The 24,311-nt window shown below is 40.5% G+C and carries 18 protein-coding genes and 1 pseudogene; 1 reads left to right on the forward strand and 18 read right to left on the reverse strand.

Annotated elements, in window-relative coordinates; genetic code table 11:
- Positions 1 to 201: 201 nt before the first annotated feature.
- The 14 genes and pseudogenes from J655_RS15710 to J655_RS15775 form a co-directional block, all read right to left on the reverse strand.
- On the reverse strand, positions 202 to 762 hold the full coding sequence (locus J655_RS15710) for a TPM domain-containing protein (protein WP_032052647.1): 561 nt from the start codon (positions 760 to 762) through the stop codon (positions 202 to 204).
- A complete protein-coding gene (locus tag J655_RS15715; protein WP_032006360.1) occupies positions 756 to 1,838 on the reverse strand; it encodes a TPM domain-containing protein in 1,083 nt (360 codons plus the stop codon). The genes J655_RS15710 and J655_RS15715 overlap by 7 nt, the downstream gene beginning before the upstream one ends.
- Positions 1,839 to 1,862: 24 nt before the next feature.
- On the reverse strand, positions 1,863 to 2,453 hold the full coding sequence (locus tag J655_RS15720) for a LemA family protein (protein WP_002117090.1): 591 nt from the start codon (positions 2,451 to 2,453) through the stop codon (positions 1,863 to 1,865).
- 142 nt (positions 2,454 to 2,595) lie between these two features.
- The gene (locus J655_RS15725; RefSeq protein ID WP_032006362.1) at positions 2,596 to 3,471 is read right to left on the reverse strand and encodes a metal-dependent hydrolase; all 876 of its coding nucleotides are present in this window, start codon (positions 3,469 to 3,471) and stop codon (positions 2,596 to 2,598) included.
- A 173-nt stretch (positions 3,472 to 3,644) separates the two neighbouring features.
- Positions 3,645 to 5,066, reverse strand: a complete 1,422-nt coding sequence (locus J655_RS15730) for a glutamate synthase subunit beta (protein WP_032052648.1) — start codon at positions 5,064 to 5,066, stop codon at positions 3,645 to 3,647.
- Positions 5,067 to 5,135: 69 nt separating this feature from the next.
- Positions 5,136 to 9,612, reverse strand: a pseudogene (gltB, locus tag J655_RS15735) (glutamate synthase large subunit).
- Between the two features lie 461 nt (positions 9,613 to 10,073).
- Positions 10,074 to 10,943, reverse strand: a complete 870-nt coding sequence (locus J655_RS15740) for a hypothetical protein (RefSeq protein ID WP_032052649.1) — start codon at positions 10,941 to 10,943, stop codon at positions 10,074 to 10,076.
- 16 nt (positions 10,944 to 10,959) lie between these two features.
- Positions 10,960 to 12,042 (reverse strand): 3-dehydroquinate synthase, encoded by a 1,083-nt coding sequence (gene aroB / locus J655_RS15745; RefSeq protein WP_032006366.1) that lies wholly within the window; start codon positions 12,040 to 12,042, stop codon positions 10,960 to 10,962.
- Positions 12,043 to 12,070: 28 nt separating this feature from the next.
- Positions 12,071 to 12,640, reverse strand: a complete 570-nt coding sequence (gene aroK / locus J655_RS15750) for a shikimate kinase AroK (protein WP_002116987.1) — start codon at positions 12,638 to 12,640, stop codon at positions 12,071 to 12,073.
- Between the two features lie 11 nt (positions 12,641 to 12,651).
- Positions 12,652 to 14,778, reverse strand: a complete 2,127-nt coding sequence (gene pilQ / locus J655_RS15755) for a type IV pilus secretin PilQ (RefSeq protein WP_032052650.1) — start codon at positions 14,776 to 14,778, stop codon at positions 12,652 to 12,654.
- Between the two features lie 62 nt (positions 14,779 to 14,840).
- Positions 14,841 to 15,368, reverse strand: a complete 528-nt coding sequence (locus J655_RS15760; RefSeq protein ID WP_002116864.1) for a pilus assembly protein PilP — start codon at positions 15,366 to 15,368, stop codon at positions 14,841 to 14,843.
- 10 nt (positions 15,369 to 15,378) lie between these two features.
- A complete protein-coding gene (locus J655_RS15765) occupies positions 15,379 to 16,131 on the reverse strand; it encodes a type 4a pilus biogenesis protein PilO (RefSeq protein ID WP_032006367.1) in 753 nt (250 codons plus the stop codon).
- Positions 16,128 to 16,769, reverse strand: coding sequence for a PilN domain-containing protein (locus tag J655_RS15770; RefSeq protein ID WP_002116944.1), 642 nt, complete (start codon positions 16,767 to 16,769; stop codon positions 16,128 to 16,130). Before J655_RS15770 ends, J655_RS15765 begins: the two co-directional genes overlap by 4 nt.
- Positions 16,769 to 17,827 carry a pilus assembly protein PilM gene (locus J655_RS15775; protein WP_032006368.1) on the reverse strand — a complete coding sequence of 353 codons (1,059 nt, stop codon included), beginning with the start codon at positions 17,825 to 17,827 and terminating at the stop codon, positions 16,769 to 16,771. The genes J655_RS15770 and J655_RS15775 overlap by 1 nt, the downstream gene beginning before the upstream one ends.
- 161 nt (positions 17,828 to 17,988) lie before the next feature.
- Here J655_RS15775 and ponA point away from each other — a divergent pair, with 161 nt between their 5' ends.
- Entirely contained in the window at positions 17,989 to 20,550 is a 2,562-nt protein-coding gene (ponA, locus tag J655_RS15780; RefSeq protein WP_032052651.1) for a penicillin-binding protein PBP1a, read from the forward strand.
- A 15-nt stretch (positions 20,551 to 20,565) separates the two neighbouring features.
- Here the strand turns inward: ponA and J655_RS15785 are convergent, their stop codons facing one another.
- From J655_RS15785 to J655_RS15800, 4 genes are read right to left on the reverse strand one after another with little or no spacing between them, the layout of a single operon-like run.
- Positions 20,566 to 21,390, reverse strand: a complete 825-nt coding sequence (locus J655_RS15785; protein WP_005078486.1) for a putative RNA methyltransferase — start codon at positions 21,388 to 21,390, stop codon at positions 20,566 to 20,568.
- A 2-nt stretch (positions 21,391 to 21,392) separates the two neighbouring features.
- Complete coding sequence (locus J655_RS15790; protein ID WP_002116981.1) at positions 21,393 to 21,725, reverse strand: hypothetical protein; 333 nt, start codon at positions 21,723 to 21,725, stop codon at positions 21,393 to 21,395.
- Between the two features lie 59 nt (positions 21,726 to 21,784).
- The gene (gene mraY, locus J655_RS15795) at positions 21,785 to 22,903 is read right to left on the reverse strand and encodes a phospho-N-acetylmuramoyl-pentapeptide-transferase (RefSeq protein WP_002116751.1); all 1,119 of its coding nucleotides are present in this window, start codon (positions 22,901 to 22,903) and stop codon (positions 21,785 to 21,787) included.
- The gene (locus J655_RS15800; protein WP_005078488.1) at positions 22,904 to 24,304 is read right to left on the reverse strand and encodes a UDP-N-acetylmuramoyl-tripeptide--D-alanyl-D-alanine ligase; all 1,401 of its coding nucleotides are present in this window, start codon (positions 24,302 to 24,304) and stop codon (positions 22,904 to 22,906) included.
- Positions 24,305 to 24,311 lie beyond the last annotated feature (7 nt).

The raw sequence follows: 24,311 nt of genomic DNA on the forward strand, positions 1-24,311 counted from the left end.
AAGTAAGTGACAAAAAATGTCATAAAAATTTATATAAAAACATTTCACGTATTAAAAAAAATAAAATACACAATTCAAAGTTTATATTTATTTATGTGAACAAAATCTCTTTAAAAATAAATAAGTAGGTGACATTTTTTGTCAGTCACCTTAAAAAGTAAAATTATGAAATTAGCTAATACTGGAATGTTACAAGGCGAGTTAATTAAGAATAATCGGAGCATTCCCCAATTCATTGGATTGATCTGGCATGTTTTCATCATAAAAATGTGACAATACCTCTCCAATTTGTTGTACGCCCATTACTACAGCTTGTTGGTATTGCTTTTGCTTCAGCTTTTGTACTATTGCTTCACAAATCTGCTGCCAGACCTGATCATTGGTCGCATTTCTAATACCACGGTCAAATATAATTTCTACTGTTCGTTCACATAAATTTAGGTATAACAATACGCCACTATTTAAGGCGGTATCCCAAACACCTAATTCTGCAAATAATTGCTGTGCTCTTAAACGAGTATTTTGTCTGTAGGCTTGTGACACTGGAATATGGCCTTCAATTACAACCTGTATTTCTCCAACATGGCCATGTTCTGCTTGCTGTACAGCGTCTGCAATAGCTTGCTTATCTTGTTTTGAAAAATAACGGCTACTGGCAGGTAAATAGCATAAATGTTTAAACCAACGTTTTAGGCTTGGCTCTACAGATTCTTCAATTTTTGGTTGAGTAATAATTTGTGTTGTTTCTGATGTTGTTACCATGAGCCTGAAGCACCTCCACCGCCAAAACGACCTCCGCCGCCACCATAGCCTCCGCCACCTCCGCCGAAGCCTCCTCCACGTCCACCGCCACCAGAACCACTTAAAATGGCCTGTAAAATAAGTTGGGCAATTGATGTAATAAGTAAAAAGAAAATACCAAAACCAAGTAGTAAGCTAGTGACTAGCCCCGCCCCATTTACAAATCCTGCTACCGCAGCAGCAACTCCTGCTGTAGATGCACTAAGCGGACGACCAACAATAAACGAACCCACAATTCCAGCAACAAGAATAAATAAAGCCATTGTCAGCGTTGTCTGCTTGGCTTGTTGCTCTTCCGCAGCTTGATGTTGGCGTTCTTTTAAATCTTGAGCAGCTTGCTGTGCTACTTCTGGGTCAAGATTTAAAATTCTTCCGATTTCATCGATACCTGCACTCAAACCTTGTGCATATTGAGCTTGCTTAAAATAAGGTGTAATTTGATTTCGAATAATCCGACTTGCCACAATATCCGGCAATACTCCTTCTAAGCCATAACCGGTTAGTATTTGTATACGGCGGTCATTTACAGCGACTGCAATGAGTAATCCATTGTCACGTTTAGATGATCCCAATTGCCACTTTTCACCAACACGTAATGCATAATCAAAGATATCTTCTTGGCCAGTGGTAGGAACAATCACAATACCAATCTGCGCTTTGCCTTGTTGGTATAAACTTAGAATTTTTTGATCAAGTTGCTGCTTCTCAGCTTCACTTAAGATATTGGCTTGATCAATAACAGGCTGGTTTAAAGTTGGCAAACCACGAATTGATTCGCCATCAGCCATATCATTAGAAACTTGGACTTGAGGAGCAGGACTTGAAGCAGCTTGCCCCTCTAATTTAGTTGCAGCAGCTTGAGTTTGTTGCTTTTGAATAATTTTGCCAGCAACTACTGCATCAGCCTCATCGGTAGCAGTTGCAATATTACTTTCACTCCATGCCGTATTCTGAAAAAGAACACCACAACAGAGCAAAATTAAGGTCGAGATAAAGACCTTAATTTGCTTTGATTGAAGCAATAGAGTATTTCTCATACGGCACTCCTTTGATTTATAAAATTAATCAAAAGAAACTTTTGGAGCCTGTTGTGCAGATGCTTCTGCAGAGAAATTGGCTTTTGGATGCATACCAATTACTTTTGCTGTTACTGCCTGAGGGAACTGACGCACATATGAGTTATAGTCTTGTACTGTTGTAATATAACGATTACGTGCAACAGCAATACGGTTTTCAGTACCTTCAAGCTGAACTTGTAATTCTTGGAATTGAGTATTGGCTTTCAAATCTGGGTAATTTTCCGAAACAGCAATGAGTCGAGATAATGCCCCTGTTAATTGACTTTGAGCCTGTTGATATTTTTCAAGTAAAGCCGGATCTTCTAAAACTTCTTTATCAACTTTTAAACCTGCAACATTAGAACGAGCCTGTGTTACTTCGGTTAATACTTGTTCTTCATGCTTAGCATAGCCTTTAACGACGTTCACAAGATTTGGTACCAAATCTGATCGACGTTGATATTGGTTCTGTACTTCAGACCACGCTGCTGTTACAGCCTCATCTTTTACTTGTAGAGTGTTATAGCCACATCCCGAAAACAGTAAGGTACTGGCAAGTGTTGTTGCGATTGCAAATTGTTTCAACGTTTTCATCGTCACATTATCCTCAAGTTTTTCTTTATATTTTTAACCTCTTTACCTGATTGTATGATGAATTAGGCATTATTGTGTTGCTTTTATTTTATTGATTTAAAAAAACCGGATTTTTAAATCCGGTTATCTATTAGCTCAATCGCTAATCTTTTTCTTGTTCAAAACTTGCCATTTGATATTCTTCTGCTAAAGAGCTTTTCCAATAATTAACCATCCTGCCATAATCTTTTTGGCTCGGATGGAAGTCTTTTTTATAATATGCGAAGTATTCAGGCATTAACTGAACAAACATCTTCATCAATAAATATAATCCAAATAAATTACCCCCGATTTTAGGTAAGCTATTCCATTTATCTTGCCAAAATAAACGAGTTGTCCCATAAAAAGCGAGACTCGCAAATCCTGTTGTGACGCTACGCATGAGTAAACGACGGATACGATCATCACCATATACATGTTGATAAACATCAAATGCGACCGAACGATGTTCAATTTCTTCAATCGCATGCCATACCCAAAGTTTTAGCGCATCTTCATCTAGGGTTTTTAATAACTCTGGATGTTGTAAAACATATCCCCCAAGTAAAGCAGTGAAATGTTCAAATGCACAGGTGAGTGCCAATTGCAGCTTAGGTGGAATTGTTCTTAAATATTTATCGCGCTCATTTAGCCAATTTTGAAAACTGTCCAGATTATAATCATCACGTCGCCAAGCTTCATTAAACTCACCATGTGCTTTGGAATGCATGGCCTCTTGTCCAATAAAAGCTGCAATTTGCGCTTGTAGCTGAGGATCTGAGACTTTATCACGCACATTACGGACGCTATTTACAAAAAATTGCTCACCCACCGGAAACGTTGATGAGAGTGCAGTTAAAAAATGCGACATGAGGGGTGAATTTGCAAAATAGTGTCGCTTGATCGCCTTTGGATTAAATTCAAGACGACGCACTGTAATACCCAACGCTTTTCGACGATTTAAATATGATTTTTCTGCCGTCATACCTGCGATGTTCATATTCAACACCTACTGTATTGAAGAAGGAAGTTTCGAGTATGTCTCGAGCTTAAAAAGCTAAAAAGGGCAAAAAAGCTTATTATATTTGCCAAAAACATCAAAGTGACTAATGGTAGACAATAAAAAAGCCTACTTAAAGTAGGCTTTTTTCAGTTATTTAACAAATTAATTTATTAAACACCAAGATAATCCAAAATGCCTTCAGCAGCTTGACGACCTTCCCAGATCGCAGTCACGACAAGGTCTGAGCCACGTACCATATCACCACCAGCAAAGATTTTCGGGTTTGATGTCTGGAATTTGAATTCTTGCTTTTCAGCTGCGACAACACGGCCTGAACCATCAAGATTAATATCCACATTACCAAACCAGTCTGCTGGGCTTGGGCGGAAACCGAAAGCAAGTAAAACTGCATCAGCTGGTAGTACTTCTTCAGAACCAGGGATTGGCTCAGGGCTACGACGGCCACGACTATCTGGTTCACCCATTTGTGTCGTTACCACTTTTACGCCTGTCACTTTGCCATTTTCCCCAACGATTTCGACTGGTTGACGATTGAATAGGAATTTTACACCCTCTTCATAGGCATTTTTTACTTCACGTGCAGAACCCGGCATATTGCTTTCATCACGACGGTATGCACAAGTTACATCGTGAGCACCTTGACGTAAAGAAGTACGGTTACAGTCCATAGCGGTATCACCACCACCTAGAACAATCACTTTTTTACCATCTAGGCTAATGTATTCACTTGGATCTTTTTCCCAACCTTGGCAACGATTCACGTTAGAGATTAAGAAATCAAGTGCATCATAAACACCATCAAGATCTTCACCCGGGAAACCACCTTTCATGTAGGTATAAGTTCCCATACCCATGAATACCGCATCATATTCTGCAAGTAATTCATCAATCGTGATGTCTTTACCAATTTCAGTATTCAAACGGAATTCGATGCCCATACCCGTGAAAATTTCACGGCGGCGTTTCATCACATCTTTTTCCATTTTAAATTCTGGAATACCGAATGTAAGTAAACCACCAATTTCAGGACGCTTATCAAATACAACTGGTTTAACGCCACCGCGAGCTAGAATATCTGCGCAGCCTAAACCAGCAGGACCGGCACCAATAATTGCAACTTTTTTGTCAGTCCATTTTACACCTGACATATCTGGACGCCAGCCTAAAGCAAAGGCTGTGTCATTGATATATTTCTCAGCATTACTAATGGTTACTGCACCAAAACCATCATTTAAGGTACAAGCACCTTCACACAAACGGTCTTGTGGGCATACGCGACCACATACCTCAGGTAGTGTGTTGGTTTGATGACAAAGCTCAGCAGCTTGGAAAATTTGGCCTTCAGCGATAAGTTTTAACCAGTTTGGAATGTAGTTATGTACAGGACATTTCCATTCGCAATATGGGTTACCACAGCCTAAACAACGGTGTGTCTGATTAGTGACAGTTTCCGATGTAAAAGGCTTATAAATTTCCACAAATTCTGCTTTGCGGACAGTAATATCTTTTTTCTCTGGATCTTGACGTGGTACATCCAGAAATTGAAAGTCATTATTTAGGCGTTCTGCCATGTCTCTCTCCGTGGGTAGGCGCGGATTTCCTTGTTGCCCGCACCTGCCTATGTCTTTGCAGTCGTGGAATTATTGTGGGTCAGCTTGTGTTGTTTTCAAAAGCGTTTGCAAGTTAGCAGCTTTTGGTTTCACAAGCCAGAATTTACGGCTGTAGAAATCGAACTCATTGCGGATTTTATAAGCCCAAGCACTACCAGTTTCTTTAATGTGCTCATCGATAATACGCAACAAGAACTCTTTATGATCTTCCATAGATTCTGTTGAAATACGATTTAAATCGATCAGTTCGTGGTTGTAGTAATCTACGAAGTCATTATCGAGGTCAAGTACATAAGCAAAACCACCAGTCATGCCCGCACCAAAGTTATGGCCTACTTTACCAAGTACAGTCACAACACCACCTGTCATATATTCACAACAGTGATCACCCGCACCTTCGATTACAGCAAATGCGCCAGAGTTACGAACTGCAAAACGCTCACCCGCTGTACCTGCTGCAAAAAGCTTACCGCCAGTTGCACCATACAAACAGGTATTACCAATAATTGCTGTGTTTTGTGTTTGGAAAGGGTGACCTTGGTGGGGGAAAAATAAAAACCCCCCCCCCCGCCATACCTTTACCTACATAGTCGTTTGCATCACCTTCAAGACGGATGTGTAAACCACCAGCATTCCAAACACCAAGAGACTGACCAGCTGTACCAGTTAAGTTCATTACAACTGGATGTGCTTCCATACCCAAGTTGCCGTAGCGACGAGCGATTTCACCCGAAACACGAGCACCGATCGAACGGTCACAGTTCACAACCTTGAAGTTAAACTGACCACCAGCGCTTGACTCAATTGCAGGAAGTATTTCAGCAACCATTTTCTCAGCTAAAACGCCTTTATCAAATGGTGCATTACCTTCTACTTGACAGTATTGTGCTTTACCTTCAGCAGAAGGATGCGAAGTTAACAGAGCACTTAAATCAAGGTGAGCATGTTTTTCAGTCTCGCCCGGTAATACTTCAAGCAAATCAACACGACCAATTAAGTCTTTCAATGAAGAAACACCTAATGCAGCCAGCCATTCACGAGTTTCTTCAGCAATAAAGTGGAAGAAGTTGATGAGCATTTCTGGCTCGCCAATGTAGTGCTCTTGACGTAAATGATCTTGTTGAGTTGCAACGCCGGTTGCACAGTTATTTAAGTGACAAATACGGAGGTATTTACAACCTAGAGCGATCATTGGTGTTGAACCAAAGCCGAAACTTTCAGCACCTAAAATTGCTGCCTTGATTACATCAAGACCAGTTTTTAAACCACCATCAGTTTGTACACGTACTTTGCCACGTAAGTCATTTACACGAAGAGCTTGATGCGCCTCACTCAAACCTAATTCCCATGGAGAACCCGCATGGTGAATTGAAGAAAGTGGAGATGCCGCTGTACCACCGTCATAACCAGAAATGGTAATGAAGTCTGCATATGCTTTAGCAACACCTGCTGCAATTGTTCCTACACCCGGCTCAGATACCAATTTCACAGATACCATTGCTTTCGGGTTAACTTGCTTCAAGTCAAAAATTAACTGAGACAAATCTTCGATTGAGTAAATGTCATGATGTGGTGGAGGTGAAATTAGCGTTACACCCGGTACCGAGTAACGTAAACGTGCGATTAAGCCATTTACTTTACCACCCGGTAACTGACCACCCTCACCTGGTTTCGCACCCTGAGCAACTTTAATTTGCAATACTTCAGCAGAAGTTAGGTATGCAGGAGTTACACCAAAACGACCAGATGCAATCTGTTTGATTTTCGAGTTACGAATTGTTCCGTAACGAACAGGATCTTCACCGCCTTCACCAGAGTTTGAACGGCCACCAATCGTGTTCATCGCGATTGCAATTGCTTCATGTGCTTCTGGAGAAAGAGCACCTAAAGACATACCTGCCGAGTCAAAGCGAGGCAAGATATCTTCAACTGATTCAACCGATTCAACTGGAATTGAGTTCGTTGTTTTTAACTTAAATAAGTCACGAATAGTCGCTACTGGACGATTATTCACCAACTCAGCATATTCTTTAAAGTCTTCGTATTTACCAGAGCGAACGGCTTTGTGTAATGCGTTAATCACATCTGGGTTGAACGCATGGTATTCTTTATCAAATACGAATTTGAGCAAACCACCCTGATCAATTGGCTTACGATTTGACCAAGCTGTCGCTGCTAATTTTTTCTGGTCTTTTTCAAGATCAGCAAATGTTGCACCCTGAATACGACTTGGAACACCTAAGAAACATTGATCTACCACTTCTGATGATAAACCTACTGCTTCAAATAGCTGACCGCCACGATAAGAAGCAACTGTAGAGATACCCATTTTTGAAAGAACTTTTAATAAGCCTTTCTCAATACCTTTACGGAAGTTTGCTTGCGCATGAATTGGGTCACCTAAAAGCTCACCTTTAGCGATCAAATCATTGATCACGTCATATGCAAGGTATGGGTAAACAGCGGTTGCACCGAAACCTAGTAATACCGCAAATTGGTGCGGATCACGTGCAAAACCAGTTTCAACCATGATGTTTGCATCAGTACGCAGGCCAGTTTTGATGAGGTAATGATGTACCGCACCTGTTGCAAGTGCTGCGTTTGCTGGCAGTAAACCTTGACGGATATTTTTATCTGTTAAAACAATTAAAGTTTTGCCATCACGAACTGCTTGTGCCGCTTCTTCACAGATACGCGTGATCGCCGCTTGCAAGCCTTCTTCTTCGGCATAGTTTAAATTGATATCAACCGCTTCATAACCCGGACGCTCAATGCTACGGATTTGCTGCATTTTTGAATTTGACAATACAGGGCTAGAGATGATGATACGGTCAGCATGCTCAGGGCCTTGTTCAAATACATTCTGCTCACGACCTAAACAGGTTTCAAGCGACATTACAATTGACTCACGTAGCGGGTCAATTGGCGGGTTCGTAACTTGAGCGAACTGTTGACGGAAGTAATCTGTTACGTGGCGTACTTGACGAGACAATACAGCCATTGGCGTATCATCACCCATAGAACCAACAGCTTCTTGTCCGCTTTCAGCAATTGGACGTAACAACTGGTCGCGCTCTTCAAATGTCACCATAAACATTTTTTGAGCCGCTTTTAAAGCGTCGCCAGTTAAGCCTTTATCGACTAATTGCTCTTCAAGTTCTGGGTTTGCATTTAAACGAATCGCATGATCACGTAACCACTCACGATACGGACGCATGTTTTTCAAATGTGTACTAACATCTTTAGTATCAAGTACTTTGCCTGTTAAGGTATCAACTACCAAAATTTGGCCAGGACCTACACGACCTTTAGAAACTACGTCTTCAGGCTCATAACCCCAAACACCGATTTCAGATGCCAAGGTAATGTAATCATTTTTGGTAATTACCCAACGCGCAGGACGCAAACCGTTACGGTCAAGCATACAGATCGCATGACGACCATCTTGAATAACAAGACCAGCTGGGCCATCCCAAGCTTCCATGTGTTTAGAGTTGAACTCATAGAATGCGCGTAAGTCTGCATCTAAAGTTTCTACGTTTTGCCAAGCTGGTGGTACGAGCATACGTAAGGCACGGAATAAATCCATACCACCACCTACTAAGATCTCAAGCATATTATCTAAGCTTGAAGAGTCCGAACCCGTACGGTTAACGATTGGGTTAAGCTCAGTAAGACCTGGTAATAACGGGTTTTCAAATTTAGGAGTACGCGCCAGCGCCCAGTTACGGTTTGCTGTAATTGTGTTGATTTCACCATTATGAGCAAGGTAACGGAATGGTTGAGCCAACGGCCAACGCGGCAATGTATTAGTAGAGAAGCGTTGGTGGAATACCACGATATGTGATTTTAAACGCTCATCAGCTAAGTCTGTATAGAACTCAGCAATTGCAGCCGGCATCATCAAGCCTTTATAGCTGATTACTGTCGAACAAAGCGTAGTCACATAGAATGACGGATCATTTTGTAATTGTTGTTCTGCACGACGACGTGCCAAGAATAATTTACGGTTAAATTCAACTTCAGTTACGCCCATTGGACAGTTCACAATGACCTGTTCAAAAGCTGGTAAAGATTGAAGCGCAATTTCACCTAATGCATCGTTATTTGTAGGGACAACCCGCCAAGCCAGTACACGTAGGCCATCTGACTCGATTTCTTTCGTTAAAATATTTTTAGAATGTTGCGCTAATGCCGGATCAGTATTTAAAAATACAGTACCCACAGCAAAAATTTCACTCAGTGTAATATCACTCAGTTTTTTTGCTTCATCACGGAAAAATTGCTTTGGCATCGCCAATAATAAGCCGCAACCATCTCCCGTCTTGCCATCTGCGGCAATACCACCACGGTGCGTCATGCAACTTAAACTGTGAATCGCGGTTTCAACTAGATGATGACTTGATTCACCCTTCATATGGGCAATCAGTCCAAAACCACAGTTATCCTTAAACTCATCAGGTTGATATAAACCTTGAGCGGGAGCTACAGTATTAGGCGATGGCATGTGCATAGCGTACCCTTCTTTCAATAAGGCTCTTTCGAGCGTCAAACAAACAACTTCTTTTTGCGATAGTGCCTACGGACGACAGTTAGCTCAATGTTTCACAAAAAAAATTTTTGGGCTGATAAGCCAATATACGCTGTTCCATTTTTACGTACACTGGTTTTTGCTAGAAAAATGTTTTGACTTATTTCGCACTCTTTTAAAGCAGTTCGACCCCTCGATCCTGCATGGAATTTACTCTTTAGAGCGCTAAAATAGTTTACAGCACATTAATAAGCACAAGAATAAAGCAAAAACTATGCCAATGTTATTTTTTGCAATTAAGTATTTATAATTATTGAAAATAGATCGATTTTATTCGCGTTATCATTTTAATAAATGACTAAATATGCACCACAGGTGATCAAAAAATATATATAACCATTATTATTGCACCATATTTGTGCGATGCATCCTTATAATTAATTACCTCTTGTGCCCTCATTTGTTGCATTTTTTACTGTAGGCTCTGTTATACGATTCTGTTGAGCCTTTTTAGCCACATCAACTGCCGAATTAGACTGATGTACATCCACAACATTCCCCTCAGCATCTCGACGAATAATCGTTGTACGAGTTGTAGAGTTTGTTGCGGGAGCCGCCACTTTAGGTTGAGTAGCCACACCGCCTCCTATGAGTAAGGACTCATCAATTTTAGGCAGAGCAGCTGGACGTAACCGCACTTCATAAGTTTGGCTAATACCACCTTTCATTTCATCCGCACCTAAATCATTGACTAATGGCGCATAGGTCGAAAATTGTTGCGGTTGAGGTTTAATTGATTCAGGTAAATCAAGATTAAGTTGGGTTAACTGCTGAATTGCATCTTCAGAACGTTTAAATACACCATATGTCAAAACATATTGTTCAGATTGTTTATCTCCGCTTAAACGGAAGTAGATAAATTTATTCCGTTCTGGACGATTTTTTAAAAAGTTTTTAATAATATCTTCATCAGACGCACGGAAAAGCTCAAGCGTCCATTGTTTCTTGTTTTCATTAATAAATTTTGTACCGCGGAACTCTGCCTCATGCTGACCAGAAGCAATCGTACGGGTTGTTAAATCAAGAGGTCTAACTTCATCAGCTAAAGCCCCTAAATTAGCCGTTGTTGCTACCTTCTCTGGCTGAATTTGCACTGGGGCATCTGAATCAGCTGATTTTTCAACTTCAACCAGCTTTTTACTATCGGTCATTACCCAAAAAATAAAAGCGAGCAACAAGCAGACGATACCACCCACCAACCAGATATATTGTTGAACATTCTGCCAAAGTGTACGTGATACAGTCATGTGTTACCTTAATTTATTATCCGTGTTGATTTGCCAAAATAGCTTGTTTCATGAGTTCAACATCAAAGTCTTTAGTAATTACTGCTTGTCCAAGTTGTTTTAACAACACTAAACGTAATTGACCATTGAGAACTTTTTTATCATGCGCCATATATCCAAGGAATTCATCCAATGGAATTTTTGGACATGATATCGGCAAATTAGCGCGTTGAATAATTTTTTTTGTACGCTCTACATCATCGCTTGAAATCCAACCTAAACGTTGTGATAAATCAGCCGCCATCACCATGCCTGTCGCTACTGCTTCACCATGCAACCAAGTGCCATAGCCAAGGTAAGATTCAATCGCATGACCGAAAGTATGACCCAAGTTGAGTAAAGCTCGTTCGCCTTGCTCTTTTTCATCGTTAGCAACAATACGCGCTTTATGAGCACATGAACGATAAACAGCTTCTGCTAAAAGTTCAGCATCTCGCCCAATTAACCCATCCATATTCCGCTCTAACCAAACAAGAAAATCAGCGTCACCCAACAAGGCGTATTTAATGACTTCTGATAATCCAGCAGATAACTCTCGATCTGGTAAAGTATCAAGTTGAGCCATATCAGCCAAAACAACTTGAGGTTGCTGAAATGCGCCCAACATGTTCTTACCAAGAGGATGATTAATCCCCGTTTTACCACCCACGCTTGAGTCTACTTGTGAAAGAAGTGTAGTCGGAACCTGAACAAAATAAACACCACGTTGGAAACATGCTGACGCAAAACCAGCCATATCCCCAATAACACCACCACCCAAAGCTAAAACCGTACAATCACGATTAAAACCAGCTTCAAGTAAAGCATCAAAAATTAAATTTAGATGTTGAATATCTTTATATTTCTCACCATCTGGCAAAATACAAGTCGCTACAGTTTTACCCAAACTTTTTAAAGCTTCTTGATAATGAGATAAATATAAAGGAGCGACCGTTTCATTACTCACGATCATGACCTGTTGACCATGAATATAAGGCTCAAGTAACTGCTTAGGATCAAGTTGACTGCCAATAAAAATAGGATAACGGCGTTCGCCTAATTCAACATGTAAAGTTTGCATGAGTTTATAAAACCACAAGTAAGTTTGGCTATTTTAGCGGGTTGGACAAAATAAGTTGCAAAATCTTTTGAGCAAGATCACGAGCAGCACCCTGATTGGTTTCAATCGTGTAATGCGCAACTTCACGATATAAAGGATCACGTATTTTCAACAAATCACGTAATTTTTGTTCAGGGTTTTCAACTTGTAATAGAGGTCTATTTTTATCGCGGTAAGTTCGTTGTAATTGTAGTTCTACAGGAGTGTAAAGATAAACAACAATACCACGTTGCTTTAGAAATTCGCGGTTGGGTGCTTGAGTAATTGCACCTCCACCTGTCGCCAACACTAAGGCTTTACGGGAAGTCAACTCATTTAACACTACGGTTTCACGAGTACGAAATCCAAACTCCCCTTCTTTCTCAAAAATCCAGGGAATAGTGGCACCTGTTTTGCGTTCAATTTCATGATCACTATCTAAAAATTCACGCCCTAATAGTTCGGCTAAATGACGTCCAACGGTTGTTTTTCCTGCCCCCATGGGCCCTACCAAATAAATATTTGGCAGGGTTTCAAACGCTTTGCTTGGCAAGGCGCCACCTATTTCAATTGCTTTCATTAAAAAATATATTAATGATTTCTCACCAAAGTGTCATTAACAATTCGTGGCGTAACGAAAATCAGTAACTCTTGCTTATCATCAGATTTCACATCTTTTCTAAATAAACGCCCAACTACAGGAATGTCTCCAAAGAAAGGAACCTTGGTTTGTGAATTAGAAGTAGTCTGCTCAAACACCCCTCCTAAAATGACTGTCTCACCATTATTAACAAGTACATTGGTATTAATATTATTTTTATTTAAAATTAATTCACCATTAGGTGCTTCGCCAGCTACAGAATCCTTAGAAATATCCAATTTCATTTGAATTTTACCGTCAGGCGTAATGCTCGGGGTAACATCTAGGCTTAATAGTGCATCTTTAAATGATGTACTTGCTGTGGCACCCGCAGCAGAATTCGTCGTGGTTTGATAAGGAACTTGTTGACCTGTTGCCACTCTCGCAGGTTGTTTGTCTGCGGTCATCACTTTAGGTGTAGAAATCACCTCACCATAACCGTCAGCTTGTAATGCAGAAAGTTCGAGATCAAGCATAAAATCAGACATACTAATCAAGCCAAAGGCAATACTTCCAGCCGGATTGGTTACACCCAAATCGACATTTAAGTTATCTGGACGTTCAATCGTGTATTTATAACCACCCGTAGTCTCATCCTTTTTGGGCTCTCGTAAATTCCATAAGGTCGTTTCGCTACCACCAACTAATAAATTATTATTGTTGGTAATCCCTTGCGATAATATTCCCCATTTAACACCGAGCTCTTTAGTAAAAGAAGTAGAAGCTCTTACAATTCGAGCTTCCACCATGACTTGTTTGATCTGTACATCAATCAAATCAATCATTTTACGAACTTTATCAATATTTTGGGCTGTATCATTTACAATCAAAGTATTAGTACGCGTATCGGCAACAGCACTACCTCTTGAGCTTAATAAGCTTTCTAAAGCAAGAGAGTCTGAACCTGCTGTACGATTTGCGACAGCTGTCTTGCCATCACGAGTCTCTTCAATTAGTTTAAGGACATCTGCTGCTTTTGCATAATTCAAACGAATATAATCTGTTTGGATCGGTGCTAATTTAATAGTTTGTGCTAAAGCTTTTGCCTCATCGTCTTCTGCCTTGATCAGTTCCGCAACTGGAGCAATCCAAATTACATTACCATTTCTGCGTTTATCTAAATTTTTAGTTTTTAAAATAATATCAAGTGCCTGATCCCATGGAACATCTTTTAAACGCAAAGTGATGTTACCTTGCACACTGTCAGCCGCAACCATATTAATGCCAGTAAAATCAGCAAGTAATTGTAAAACGCGACGAACTTCAATATCTTGAAAATCAAGAGAAAGCTTATTACCAGAATAATTAGATGGTTTAGATGAAGTGTTTACAATTTTATCTTGAGGACGCTTGAGACTGATGGTTAATTTATTTTCCGCCTGATAAGCCATATATTCATAGCTACCAGTAGATTGAATCGTAATAACACCGTTGCCTTTATCATTATAAGATTCAATGGTCGAAACAGGCGTTGCAAAATCATTTACATTTAAGCGCTTAGCTAAATGAGTAGGAATTTTAGAACCCAAAGTTTTTACTACAACTTTGCTGCCTTGTTGTTGCACATCAACAGGGGTATTACTCCCCAACAGGTCAATAACAATAAGACCTTCCCCTTGACTACCGCGTTGGAAGCCGATGTTTGAAACACCTTGGATTTGCATTGCACTTGCTGATACAGGTTTAGCTACAACCTGCGCAGAATTAATCTTTAAAATAAAAGTGTTGCCTTCAATACGAGTTGTAAAAGCACCTGCCTCTTTCAAATTAACAGTTAAACGTGAACGCTGATCATCGGAGCTTACATCGACCGAACTCGCTTCATTCGTTCCAATCGCTACTTTTGACTGTGTTAAATTCTGCTGCGCTTTATTAAAGTCTAAAATCAAACGTGAAGGATTCTCAAGCTGATATGCCTGTGGTTGCGGTGGAAAGCCATTAAATATCACTCGAATTTCTGTTCCCTGACCCGCTATTTGCGTCGGTACAATATTAGTCATGCTGACCTGTGCAGACGCAACCTGCATAATTGCAATCGCCACAGCTCCCATAGAAAACTGACGGAATACGTGATTCATTGTCTAACCATCCCCAATAAATAATCTTTAAAAATAATTTTTTCTTTGTTATTCCCTAAATTTTAGGGTGCGGGTCCAATTAACACTAAGGTTCTTGGTCTCTCCACATAGCCTTCTCGCCCATCAGGGACAATCTCCACCAAATCAATCTGAGTAGGACCAATATGGGTAATTCGACCTTGATTCATCCCGATATAGTTCCCTACCTGCACTCGCTCAATTTGTTGATCAGGTGTTTGGATCAGAGCCATGACTTGCCCGCGGCTGTTACGCATACTTCCTTTCATATTTAAGGACTCTAATGCATAGCTTTCGAGTGGCTGTGGTGCTCGTGAGAAATTCGGATATACTCGTTTCCCCGCCATAATTTTGAGCTCAGCAGCAAGTGAGCTTGGTAAAAATGGGCTCTTTAACTGATGGGCTGCATAATTAAATTGTGGCACAGGCGTAAAAACAGGCGCGGGTTCTATGGCTTGTGGTGGCTGATTACGTATATCGGCCATTTGCTGATTTACGGCGTCGATTCTAGAGTCGCATCCAGCTAAAGCTAAACATGCCAAAATAGAAAGAGAAAATTGTTTAAGTTTCATCGTAATTCTCCTATTTCGGCTGTATGTTAGCAGTAGAAGAATCAGGTGCTACCGAGGAAGCCGAAGCATTTTTTTCCTGATGTTCAGGATTTTCTGCAGCACCCATATAGCGATAAGTTTTTGCTTTGATAGAATAATTAAGCACAGGAATATCTGATTTACCATCCTTAACAGGAGCAGCTTCAACAATAAAATCATGCATCGTCACAATACGTGGTAATGCCGCAATACTGCTAACAAAAGCACCGAAAGCGTGATAATCCCCAGTTGCTTCGATAGTAATAGGCTGTTCAATAAAAATTTCCTGCTTCACTTCATCTTCTAAGCGGATATTTTTAAACTTCAGACCAGAATTCACCCCCGTTAAGTTAATATCTTCAACTAAACTTGGAATTTCGGTTTCTTTTGGCAATTGTTCTAACTGCTGATTGAAGTTGGCTTGCATCTCTTGAAGTTGAAGCTGGTATTGCTGCAAGTTGCGTAATTTTGAGTCTTTTTCTCGAAACTCATTTAATAAATTACTTTCTTGTGCTTGAGCATTATCAATTGCTTGTAGCTTTGGTTGAATAGCAACAAAATACCCTAGAGCCAGTACAGCAAAGAAAATAAAAATCCAACACGTAATTTTCACAGATAATGGCCAGCTGCCATAACTGTTCATGTCGAGCGTGTTAAATTGCTGAAGGAATTTTTCTAAGGTGATCTTTTTTTTCTTAGATGGAGCTTGTTCTAAAGACAGCTCATGAAGTTCATCAGGACTCATTTTGCCGCCTCCTTATCCGTACCTACAGACGTATTGGCGGTATCATCTGTTGTAGTCACACCCATTTCCCCTACATCAACAGTAACAACAAAACTGCCATAGCTATCTTCAACTCTAGGAAGCAAAGAACTGATAGCCTTATCTTTTTTCTCTTCGGTTGCCAAGAAAGAACTCATAAAAGCGTTGCGATACCATGGCGATGCTTCGAGATTACGTAATAACTCTGCAACTGTATTTGGACTTTCCGCTTTACCTTCAATCGTAAATTTATCTCCGGTTCGGCTGAATTTAGTCAAATACATGGCTGCTGGAGTCACACGTACTAATTCATCCACCAAACGCACAACGACCGGACGTTGGCTTTGCAAACCTTGAATGAGCTTCATGCGCTCAATAATTGCGTCACGCTGTTCTTGCAAACCATTTAAGGTTTTAAGTTGTTGATCTAGATTCTGGTTTGTACTGATAATGAGCTGATTTGCTTGTTCTTGATCATTTAATTTTTGATTCAAATAAAACCACCCTGCAAATACAGTGGTTATCCCCAAAACAACGACCCCAAAACATAAAATAATAAATTGTTTTTTACGCTGCTCCCTAAGCCCATCACGCCAAGGGAGTAAATTAATTGTTGCCATTAATCAAAACTCCTTAAAGCCAAGCCACATGCCACCATTAATGAAGAAGCATCATTTTCAATTTTTTGAACGTCGACTTGAGGAGAGAAACCCATTTGTAAAAATGGATTGGCAATAGTGACTCGGTAACCGAGTTTCTGCTGCAACAATTTAGCAAGCCCTGGAATGTTGGCATTGCCACCCGCTAGCAAAATATGGTCAATTTCATTGAATTGGGATGAAGAGAAGAAAAATTGTAGAGATCTAGCAGCTTGCTGAACTACAGCATCTAAAAATGGTTCTAAGATTTCGATGTCATAATCATCTGGCAAAGAACATTCTTTTTTAGCGCGTCCCGCTTCTTCTAATGACAAACCGTAACGGCTTTGAATTTCCAAAGTAAGCTGTTTACCGCCAAAGACTTGTTCACGGGTATAAATGATTTTGCCATTTTGCATAACCGATAATGTGGTCATGGTATGGCCAATATCTAAAATACCAATGGTATTTGCACCCATGGGTAAGCTATCAGCAAACACACTAAAAGCACGTTCGACAGCATAACTTTCAACATCAGCAAGCTTAGGCGTTAAATCAACCAGTTCCAGTACTTCTACGCGTGTTTCAACATTTTCTGTTCGTGTTGCGACTAAAAGTACATTCACACGATTTGGATTCGGCAGTCGATCTGGTAAAACCTCAAAATCAAGGCTCACCTCATCTAAAGGGAACGGTATATATTGCTCCGCATCTAATCGAATCTGAACTTCACGTTCATCATCGTTCATATCTGCATCCATTTCGATAGTTTTATGAATAACCGTCGATGTTGGAACAGCAATTGCAGCATTAGTGGTGTGGGGATTTGCTAAATTCATCGCCCGTTCCAAAGCTTCTGCAACTGCTTCTGGATTCAAGATATTTTTTTCAACTACACTGTTCTCAGGTAAAGGCGTTAAAGCATAGCTTTCTACCCAATATTTACCGTTCTTAACAGAGAGCTCTAACAACTTAACAGAAGTCGAACTAATATCGACGCCCATTAACCCCTTATTCGGTTTACGATATAACCTGAGCACACTATTGTCCTATTATTTTTTTATCCCCAAAAAAAATTACAAACCAATAATCTAGGTCTTTATTTTTACACGGATACAATATCTCATCTAACAATCCGCATGTCTAAAGGCTATACTGACCACAATTAGTTTGTATTCGATCTTATTAAAGCTTACTTATCATGAAAAAGCTATCCAGTTTGGGCTTCGTGCGTCCAATTTTTTTGATCATTATTATTATCTTAGTCTCACTTCCGATGGGCTTTTATGGCATGTATCTCTATATCGCCCCATCGCTTCCAGAAATGAGTTCACTAAAAAAAGCTCCCCTCTTAAAACCATTACAGGTCTACACTTCAGACAATCAACTGATTGCCGAGTACGGTGGTAAGCTTTCTATTCCGGTTGAATACAAACAAATTCCCCCTGCTTTTATTCATGCATTTTTAGCAGCAGAAGACTCTTCTTTCTTTGAACATAGCGGGATCAGTTTTAAAGGTTTAGGTCGTGCTTTGAGCGAAAGTGTGACGGGTTCAGATGTGCAAACTGGTGGTTCAACGATCACCATGCAAGTTGCAAAGAACTATTATTTGAGTCCAGAAAGAACTCTAAAACGTAAAATAACCGAAATCTTTTTGGCTCGAAAAATTGAGCAAAATTTGTCTAAAGAAGAAATTCTCAGTCTCTATGTGAATAAAATCTTCTTAGGGAAAAATGCGTATGGTATCGCGGCAGCAGCTAAAATTTATTATAACAAAAGCATTAATGAGCTCAGCATTGCTCAAATGGCAATGATCGCAGGTTTGCCAAAAGCACCTTCTAAATATAACCCTGTAGTTAATCCTGAGCGCGCACTCGAACGACGCAACTGGATTTTAGGCCGTATGTTACAGCTGGGTTATATTTCTCAAGCAGAATATCAAAAAGCAGTTGCAGAGCCGATCAATTTAAATATGCCCAATCGGGATTTAAATAATATTCATCCCTATGCTGGGGAAATGGTTCGTTCAGAACTTGTAAAGCATTTTGGTGAACAAGCCATTGATTCTGGCTATAAAGTCTACACAACAATTAATGCTAAACGCCAAGCGATTGCAGAAAAAGCTGTGCAAGATGGCCTTGAAGCTTATGACCGTCGCCATGGCTGGCGTGGTGCAGAAGCACATGACAAACCGTTAACTGAATTTAGAGCATATGCCAACACCTATCCTGCACAAGTTACTAAGGTAAATAGCAGCTCTTTTGAAGCATTAATGCAAGATGGCTCAACCGTTACGGTTCAGTGGTCCGGCATGTCATGGGCACGCCCCTATCGCAATGCAAATAGCGTAGGTGGCGCTCCTTCACGTGCGTCCCAAATTGTTAAAGTTAAAGATATTGTTCGTTTACGCCCAAACGATAATAAAACAGCATGGTCTTTAGTTCAGGTTCCAAAAGTTCAAGGTCAACTCATTGCAATTAACCCTAATGATGGTTCAATTGAAGCAATCGTAGGCGGCTATAACTTCTATCAATCAAAATTTAACCGCGCCTTACAAGGCTGGCGTCAACCGGGTTCTACAATCAAGCCATTCCTCTATGCTTTAGCATTAGAAAGAGGTATGACCCCGTATAGCATGGTGAATGATAGCCCAATTACGATTGGCAAATGGACACCACGAAACTCTGATGGCCGTTACTTAGGTATGATCCCATTACGTCGTGCTTTATATTTGTCTCGTAACACCGTATCAGTAAGACTTCTACAAACAGTAGGGATTGAACGTACTCGCCAATTATTTATGGATTTTGGTTTACAAGAAGATCAAATTCCTCGTAACTACACCATTGCCTTAGGTACTCCTCAAGTATTACCAATTCAAATGGCAACTGGTTATGCAACGTTTGCAAACGGCGGCTACCGTGTTCAACCGCATTTCATTCAACGTATTGAAGATGCTTACGGCAAAGTCATTTATGAAGCCAAACCAGAATACGCATGTATTCCATGTATTAATGCACCTGACACGACTGGTGATGAACAAAAACCTACAACGACTGATGATGAAGTCATTGAAGTTACGAATAAAGACATAGAACAGAAAGAAAACGCAGCTAAGCAGCTTAATCTTAAACAGACTGACAAAAACAACAGTCAATATCGCCAAGCTCAACGTATTTTAAAGTCAAGCTCTGCTTATGATATGGCGAACATCTTACGTGATGTAATTGAGCATGGTACAGGTCGTGCTGCACTTAAAATTGGCCGTAGTGATTTAGGTGGTAAAACAGGTACTACAAATGATGCAAAAGATGCATGGTTTGCAGGCTTCAACGGCAAGTTAGTGACTGTAGCATGGGTTGGATTTGACCAACCGACTACACTTGGCCGTCGTGAATATGGTGGTATTGCTGCATTGCCGATCTGGATTAACTTTATGGGTCAAGCATTGCAAGGTACGCCAGCAGCTTGGGTCCGTTTAGACAAAGATGCTAAAGGTCCTATTTCACGTGACCAACAAGAAACCGTAACAGAAGTAGCCGATAAGAAAACTTATCGTGCGGCTCCGCCACTAGCACGTCCGCTCTATCGACCAGCACCGCCACAACCAAAATTAAGCAATGACAATGACTTTTCCGATTTACCAGGTGAAGAAATTGTTATTCCGTCAAAAGCTGCGCCTCCTGCCATGAGACCTTCACAGGAGTCCGCTCCTAAGCGAGAAAAAGATGAATTAGAAAATTTGATTAATCAGATTGAATAATAGAAAAAGCCATCGTTAGATGGCTTTTTTATTGCGCTTCTGAAAGACATAAATTTGAAAAGATGCTGTTATTTCTAATTGTGACTGCTGCTCTAACTGCGAACGGCGCTCAGGAGAGGCTTTATAAGCATAAGGTGTCATAGCAATCAGATTTTTTAGGGCTTGTTGATCGAGCACAAAAGGCGCATCAATAATTTGCTCTTGCTTTAATTCAAACAAATCTTGTAGTTGCTCTACAAACTTTTCTGGTGTGTGAGGATTAACTTGCTCAAATAAAGCCTCACGCATGGCATACAAATGTTCAGAAGCAGGCGTAACAACAATTAAATGACCCTCATCTTTTAAGACACGCGCAATTTCTGCTTGCGGAATTGGGCTAAATAAACTGGTGCAAGCATCCATACTCCTATCCAATACAGGTAAAGTTGCTCCTGTTCCCACCACCCAAGTTACTTCAGTGTTGAGCTTTGCCGCACGTTGTACCGCGTTTTTTGCAATATCAACACCAACACACTGTTCAACAACTTGCTGCATAGCACTTGTATAGTAGCCCTCACCACATCCGATATCGAGTATTGCTTTTACATCTAGTTGCTTTAATAAAGCGACTACAGCTTGCTGTAATGGCTGATAATAACCACCTTGCAAAAAAGCTCGTCGCGCATCGACTGACTCGGGCGTATCCCCTGGGTTTTTACTATGTTTATGTTGCACCACATGTAAATTGACATAGCCTTGTTTAGCTACATCATAACTATGTCCTTGCTCACATCGCCAAGTTCGTTCAGTTAAATTCAGGGACTGACGACACACAGGACACATTAAAACTTGCTTAGCCACTTTTAATTATTCTCTTGTTCTTTTTGTTGTAAATAAGTCTTTGCGTGTAGTCCAACAAAGGTGCGACCTGCATTTGTACCATTAATCCATTCATCTACCTGAAACAAATCAAACAGACCTACCTTGACTAAAGTTGGAATTGCGATCTTTAACTCTTCCTCAATTTGCCCTCTTTGCCCAGCATTATATAATTCAATATTGTGCAGCATTGTCGCTACAGTTCCTGTTTGCACCTGACTTCCATCTTTAAGTACAACTTGAGGTAATACTTCGCCCTCTCCAACTACTTTTTGATTAATCACAGATAATTGGTCTAGACCAGCAACTTTTGTCATTCACCTCTCCAATAAAAAAAGCCAGTAGAACTGGCTTTATATTGACACTAAAATAAGATCTATCGCAATTTTAAAGTCATTAGACCTAAAACTACTAATATAATTGTAATAATCCAAAAACGGATCACAACTTGCGTTTCTTTCCAGCCCTGCTTTTCATAGTGATGATGCAGCGGTGCCATTAAGAACACACGTTTATTACGCATACGCAAGGAGCCGATTTGTAAGAATACAGATACTGCCTCCATTACAAATACACCACCCATAATTGCAAATACGATTTCTTGACGAACCATAACTGCAATTGTTCCAAGCATCGCACCTAAAGCTAAAGCACCGACATCCCCCATAAATACTTGAGCAGGATGCGCGTTATACCAAAGGAATGCCAAACCAGCACCAATCATGGCAGAACAGATTACTACGAGTTCAGATGTATATTTCACATATGGAATATGTAAGTAGTTAGCGAAACGAATGTCACCAGACAAGTAAGCAAATACGCCTAAGCCTGTAGCTACCATGACAACCGGCATGATTGCCAAGCCATCTAAACCATCTGTTAAGTTAACAGCGTTAGAAGCACCATTAATCACTAGATAGGTAAATACAATAAATGCCAGACCTAAAGGAACAATTGAGAGTGGAATTGAAAGATTCTTAAAGAATGGAATCAATAAATCCAACATGTTTGCGGTATGTTCTGCATTGGACTGTTGAGTTGCGATTAAATATAACGCAATACCAGCACCCAGCGATGCAACAGAAGTCCAGAAAAACTTCTTACGTGCAGGTAAACCTGCATTGTCTTTATAGCGAATTTTAATCCAGTCATCTGCCCAGCCTACAGCACCGAATACAACCATTACACCAAGCACAATCCAGACATAGGGGTTAGATAAATCAGCCCATAGTAAAGTACTAATACCAATTGAAAGCAGAATTAAAATTCCGCCCATCGTTGGTGTACCCATTTTTTTAGCATGATTTTCAGGAGCAAACGAACTTACTGCCTGACCGTATTTTAACGCTTGTAATTTACGAATCATGATCGGTCCAAGGACCAGACCAATGGTCAGTGAAGTTAATACACTGAGTAAAGAACGTAATGTTAAATAACGAACGACCTGAAACGAGCTGTGATAGCCCGCAAGTTGTTCAAACAACCATAACAGCATTTAAAGTTTCTCCATCAAATCAGCCATCAACGTTTCCATATGAGTAAAGCGAGAACCTTTAAACAGGAAACTCATGGACTGGGGTTGATGTGTTTGGATTAGATTGATTAAAAATGGAAGCGCCTCAGCTTGTGTCTGAAATGCTTTCACTTTATTAGAATGAGAGTCTGCACCCTCGAGAGCAGCTGGAGCGAACTGTCCAACTGCAATAATATGATCTAAAGGAAGTTCGGCAAGATCACGACCTAAATCATAATGCTCTTGCCAACTGCTATCACCTAACTCACCAATATCCCCCATGACCATCACTTTTACGCCTTGTTGCTGCAACAACACTTGTGCAGCAGCACGCATAGAAGTCGGATTGGCATTGTAGGTATCATCAATAAATAAGTAAGGTGACTTTTGAATAAAGTTAAGACGACCTTTGGCTCCCTGAGCTAGCTCTAAACCTTGGACAATATCTTCTAGTCCAATACCAATTGCCAAAGCAAAAGCTACAGCTGCGGTCGCATTTTGAACATTATGCTCACCCGCAAAAGGAAGCTTAACTGCACTGCTACCTTGTGGTGTATGAAGGATAAAATTCGTTGATTGAGGCAGTAACTCCACATCTGTTGCATAGATATCGCCTCCTACACCAAATGTAGAAATACGATGAACTTTCGCAGCATCAAGAATCTCGGCAGTGAAGTCATCTTGTTGCGGCACAATTGCAACACCATTTGGTAAAATATGACGATAAATTTCTGATTTTGCGCGGCAAATACCTTCACGGCCACCAAATTCGCCTAAATGAGCTGTACCAATATTTAATATGCCCGCAACATGAGGCTGAACGAGTTTTGATGTGTAATCAATCTCGCCTTGATGGCTTGCACCCAACTCCATCACCGCATATTGATGTTCCTTGCGAAGCTCTAGCAACATCATTGGTACACCAAGGTCATTATTTAAATTCCCTCGGGTGATTAGTGTCGGCGCTAAGCGCGACAATATACTTCCCAGCATTTCTTTGGTTGTAGTTTTACCACTACTTCCCGTTAAGGCAATCACCTTTAATTGTGAGTTTTGCTCACGGCGATAAGCGCCGAGTTGCCCTAAAGCCAATCGGGTATCGGCAACAACGAGTTGCGCAATATCTACATCTAGCGGACGTTCAACAATAGCTATTTGACAACCATTTGCAGCAACTTGCGCAACGAAATCATGCGCATCGAAACGCTCACCTTTTAGTGCTAAAAAGGCATCCCCAGTTTCCGCATGACGAGAGTCCGTCAAAATACGTTTAATTTCAGTTTGAGGGATTTGGTCTTTATGCCAGTAGCCCTGTGTTGCCTGTTGTAATTGTTGAGCTGTCCACGGTTCCAAAGGCACGGTACTGGTGGTTGAAGTATGCATAATTTGT

Source organism: Acinetobacter sp. 1294243, assembly GCF_000588015.1.
Lineage (GTDB): Bacteria > Pseudomonadota > Gammaproteobacteria > Pseudomonadales > Moraxellaceae > Acinetobacter > Acinetobacter pittii.

Excerpts from the sequence above, each read along its gene's own strand:
- J655_RS15710 (WP_032052647.1), bottom strand. The coding sequence starts at position 762 with ATGGTAACAACATCAGAAACAACACAAATTATTACTCAACCAAAAATT.
- J655_RS15715 (WP_032006360.1), bottom strand. The coding sequence starts at position 1,838 with ATGAGAAATACTCTATTGCTTCAATCAAAGCAAATTAAGGTCTTTATC.
- J655_RS15720 (WP_002117090.1), bottom strand. The coding sequence starts at position 2,453 with ATGAAAACGTTGAAACAATTTGCAATCGCAACAACACTTGCCAGTACC.
- J655_RS15725 (WP_032006362.1), bottom strand. The coding sequence starts at position 3,471 with ATGAACATCGCAGGTATGACGGCAGAAAAATCATATTTAAATCGTCGA.
- J655_RS15730 (WP_032052648.1), bottom strand. The coding sequence starts at position 5,066 with ATGGCAGAACGCCTAAATAATGACTTTCAATTTCTGGATGTACCACGT.
- J655_RS15740 (WP_032052649.1), bottom strand. The coding sequence starts at position 10,943 with ATGACTGTATCACGTACACTTTGGCAGAATGTTCAACAATATATCTGG.
- aroB (WP_032006366.1), bottom strand. The coding sequence starts at position 12,042 with ATGCAAACTTTACATGTTGAATTAGGCGAACGCCGTTATCCTATTTTT.
- aroK (WP_002116987.1), bottom strand. The coding sequence starts at position 12,640 with ATGAAAGCAATTGAAATAGGTGGCGCCTTGCCAAGCAAAGCGTTTGAA.
- pilQ (WP_032052650.1), bottom strand. The coding sequence starts at position 14,778 with ATGAATCACGTATTCCGTCAGTTTTCTATGGGAGCTGTGGCGATTGCA.
- J655_RS15760 (WP_002116864.1), bottom strand. The coding sequence starts at position 15,368 with ATGAAACTTAAACAATTTTCTCTTTCTATTTTGGCATGTTTAGCTTTA.
- J655_RS15765 (WP_032006367.1), bottom strand. The coding sequence starts at position 16,131 with ATGAGTCCTGATGAACTTCATGAGCTGTCTTTAGAACAAGCTCCATCT.
- J655_RS15770 (WP_002116944.1), bottom strand. The coding sequence starts at position 16,769 with ATGGCAACAATTAATTTACTCCCTTGGCGTGATGGGCTTAGGGAGCAG.
- ponA (WP_032052651.1), top strand. The coding sequence starts at position 17,989 with ATGAAAAAGCTATCCAGTTTGGGCTTCGTGCGTCCAATTTTTTTGATC.
- J655_RS15790 (WP_002116981.1), bottom strand. The coding sequence starts at position 21,725 with ATGACAAAAGTTGCTGGTCTAGACCAATTATCTGTGATTAATCAAAAA.
- mraY (WP_002116751.1), bottom strand. The coding sequence starts at position 22,903 with ATGCTGTTATGGTTGTTTGAACAACTTGCGGGCTATCACAGCTCGTTT.
- J655_RS15800 (WP_005078488.1), bottom strand. The coding sequence starts at position 24,304 with ATGCATACTTCAACCACCAGTACCGTGCCTTTGGAACCGTGGACAGCT.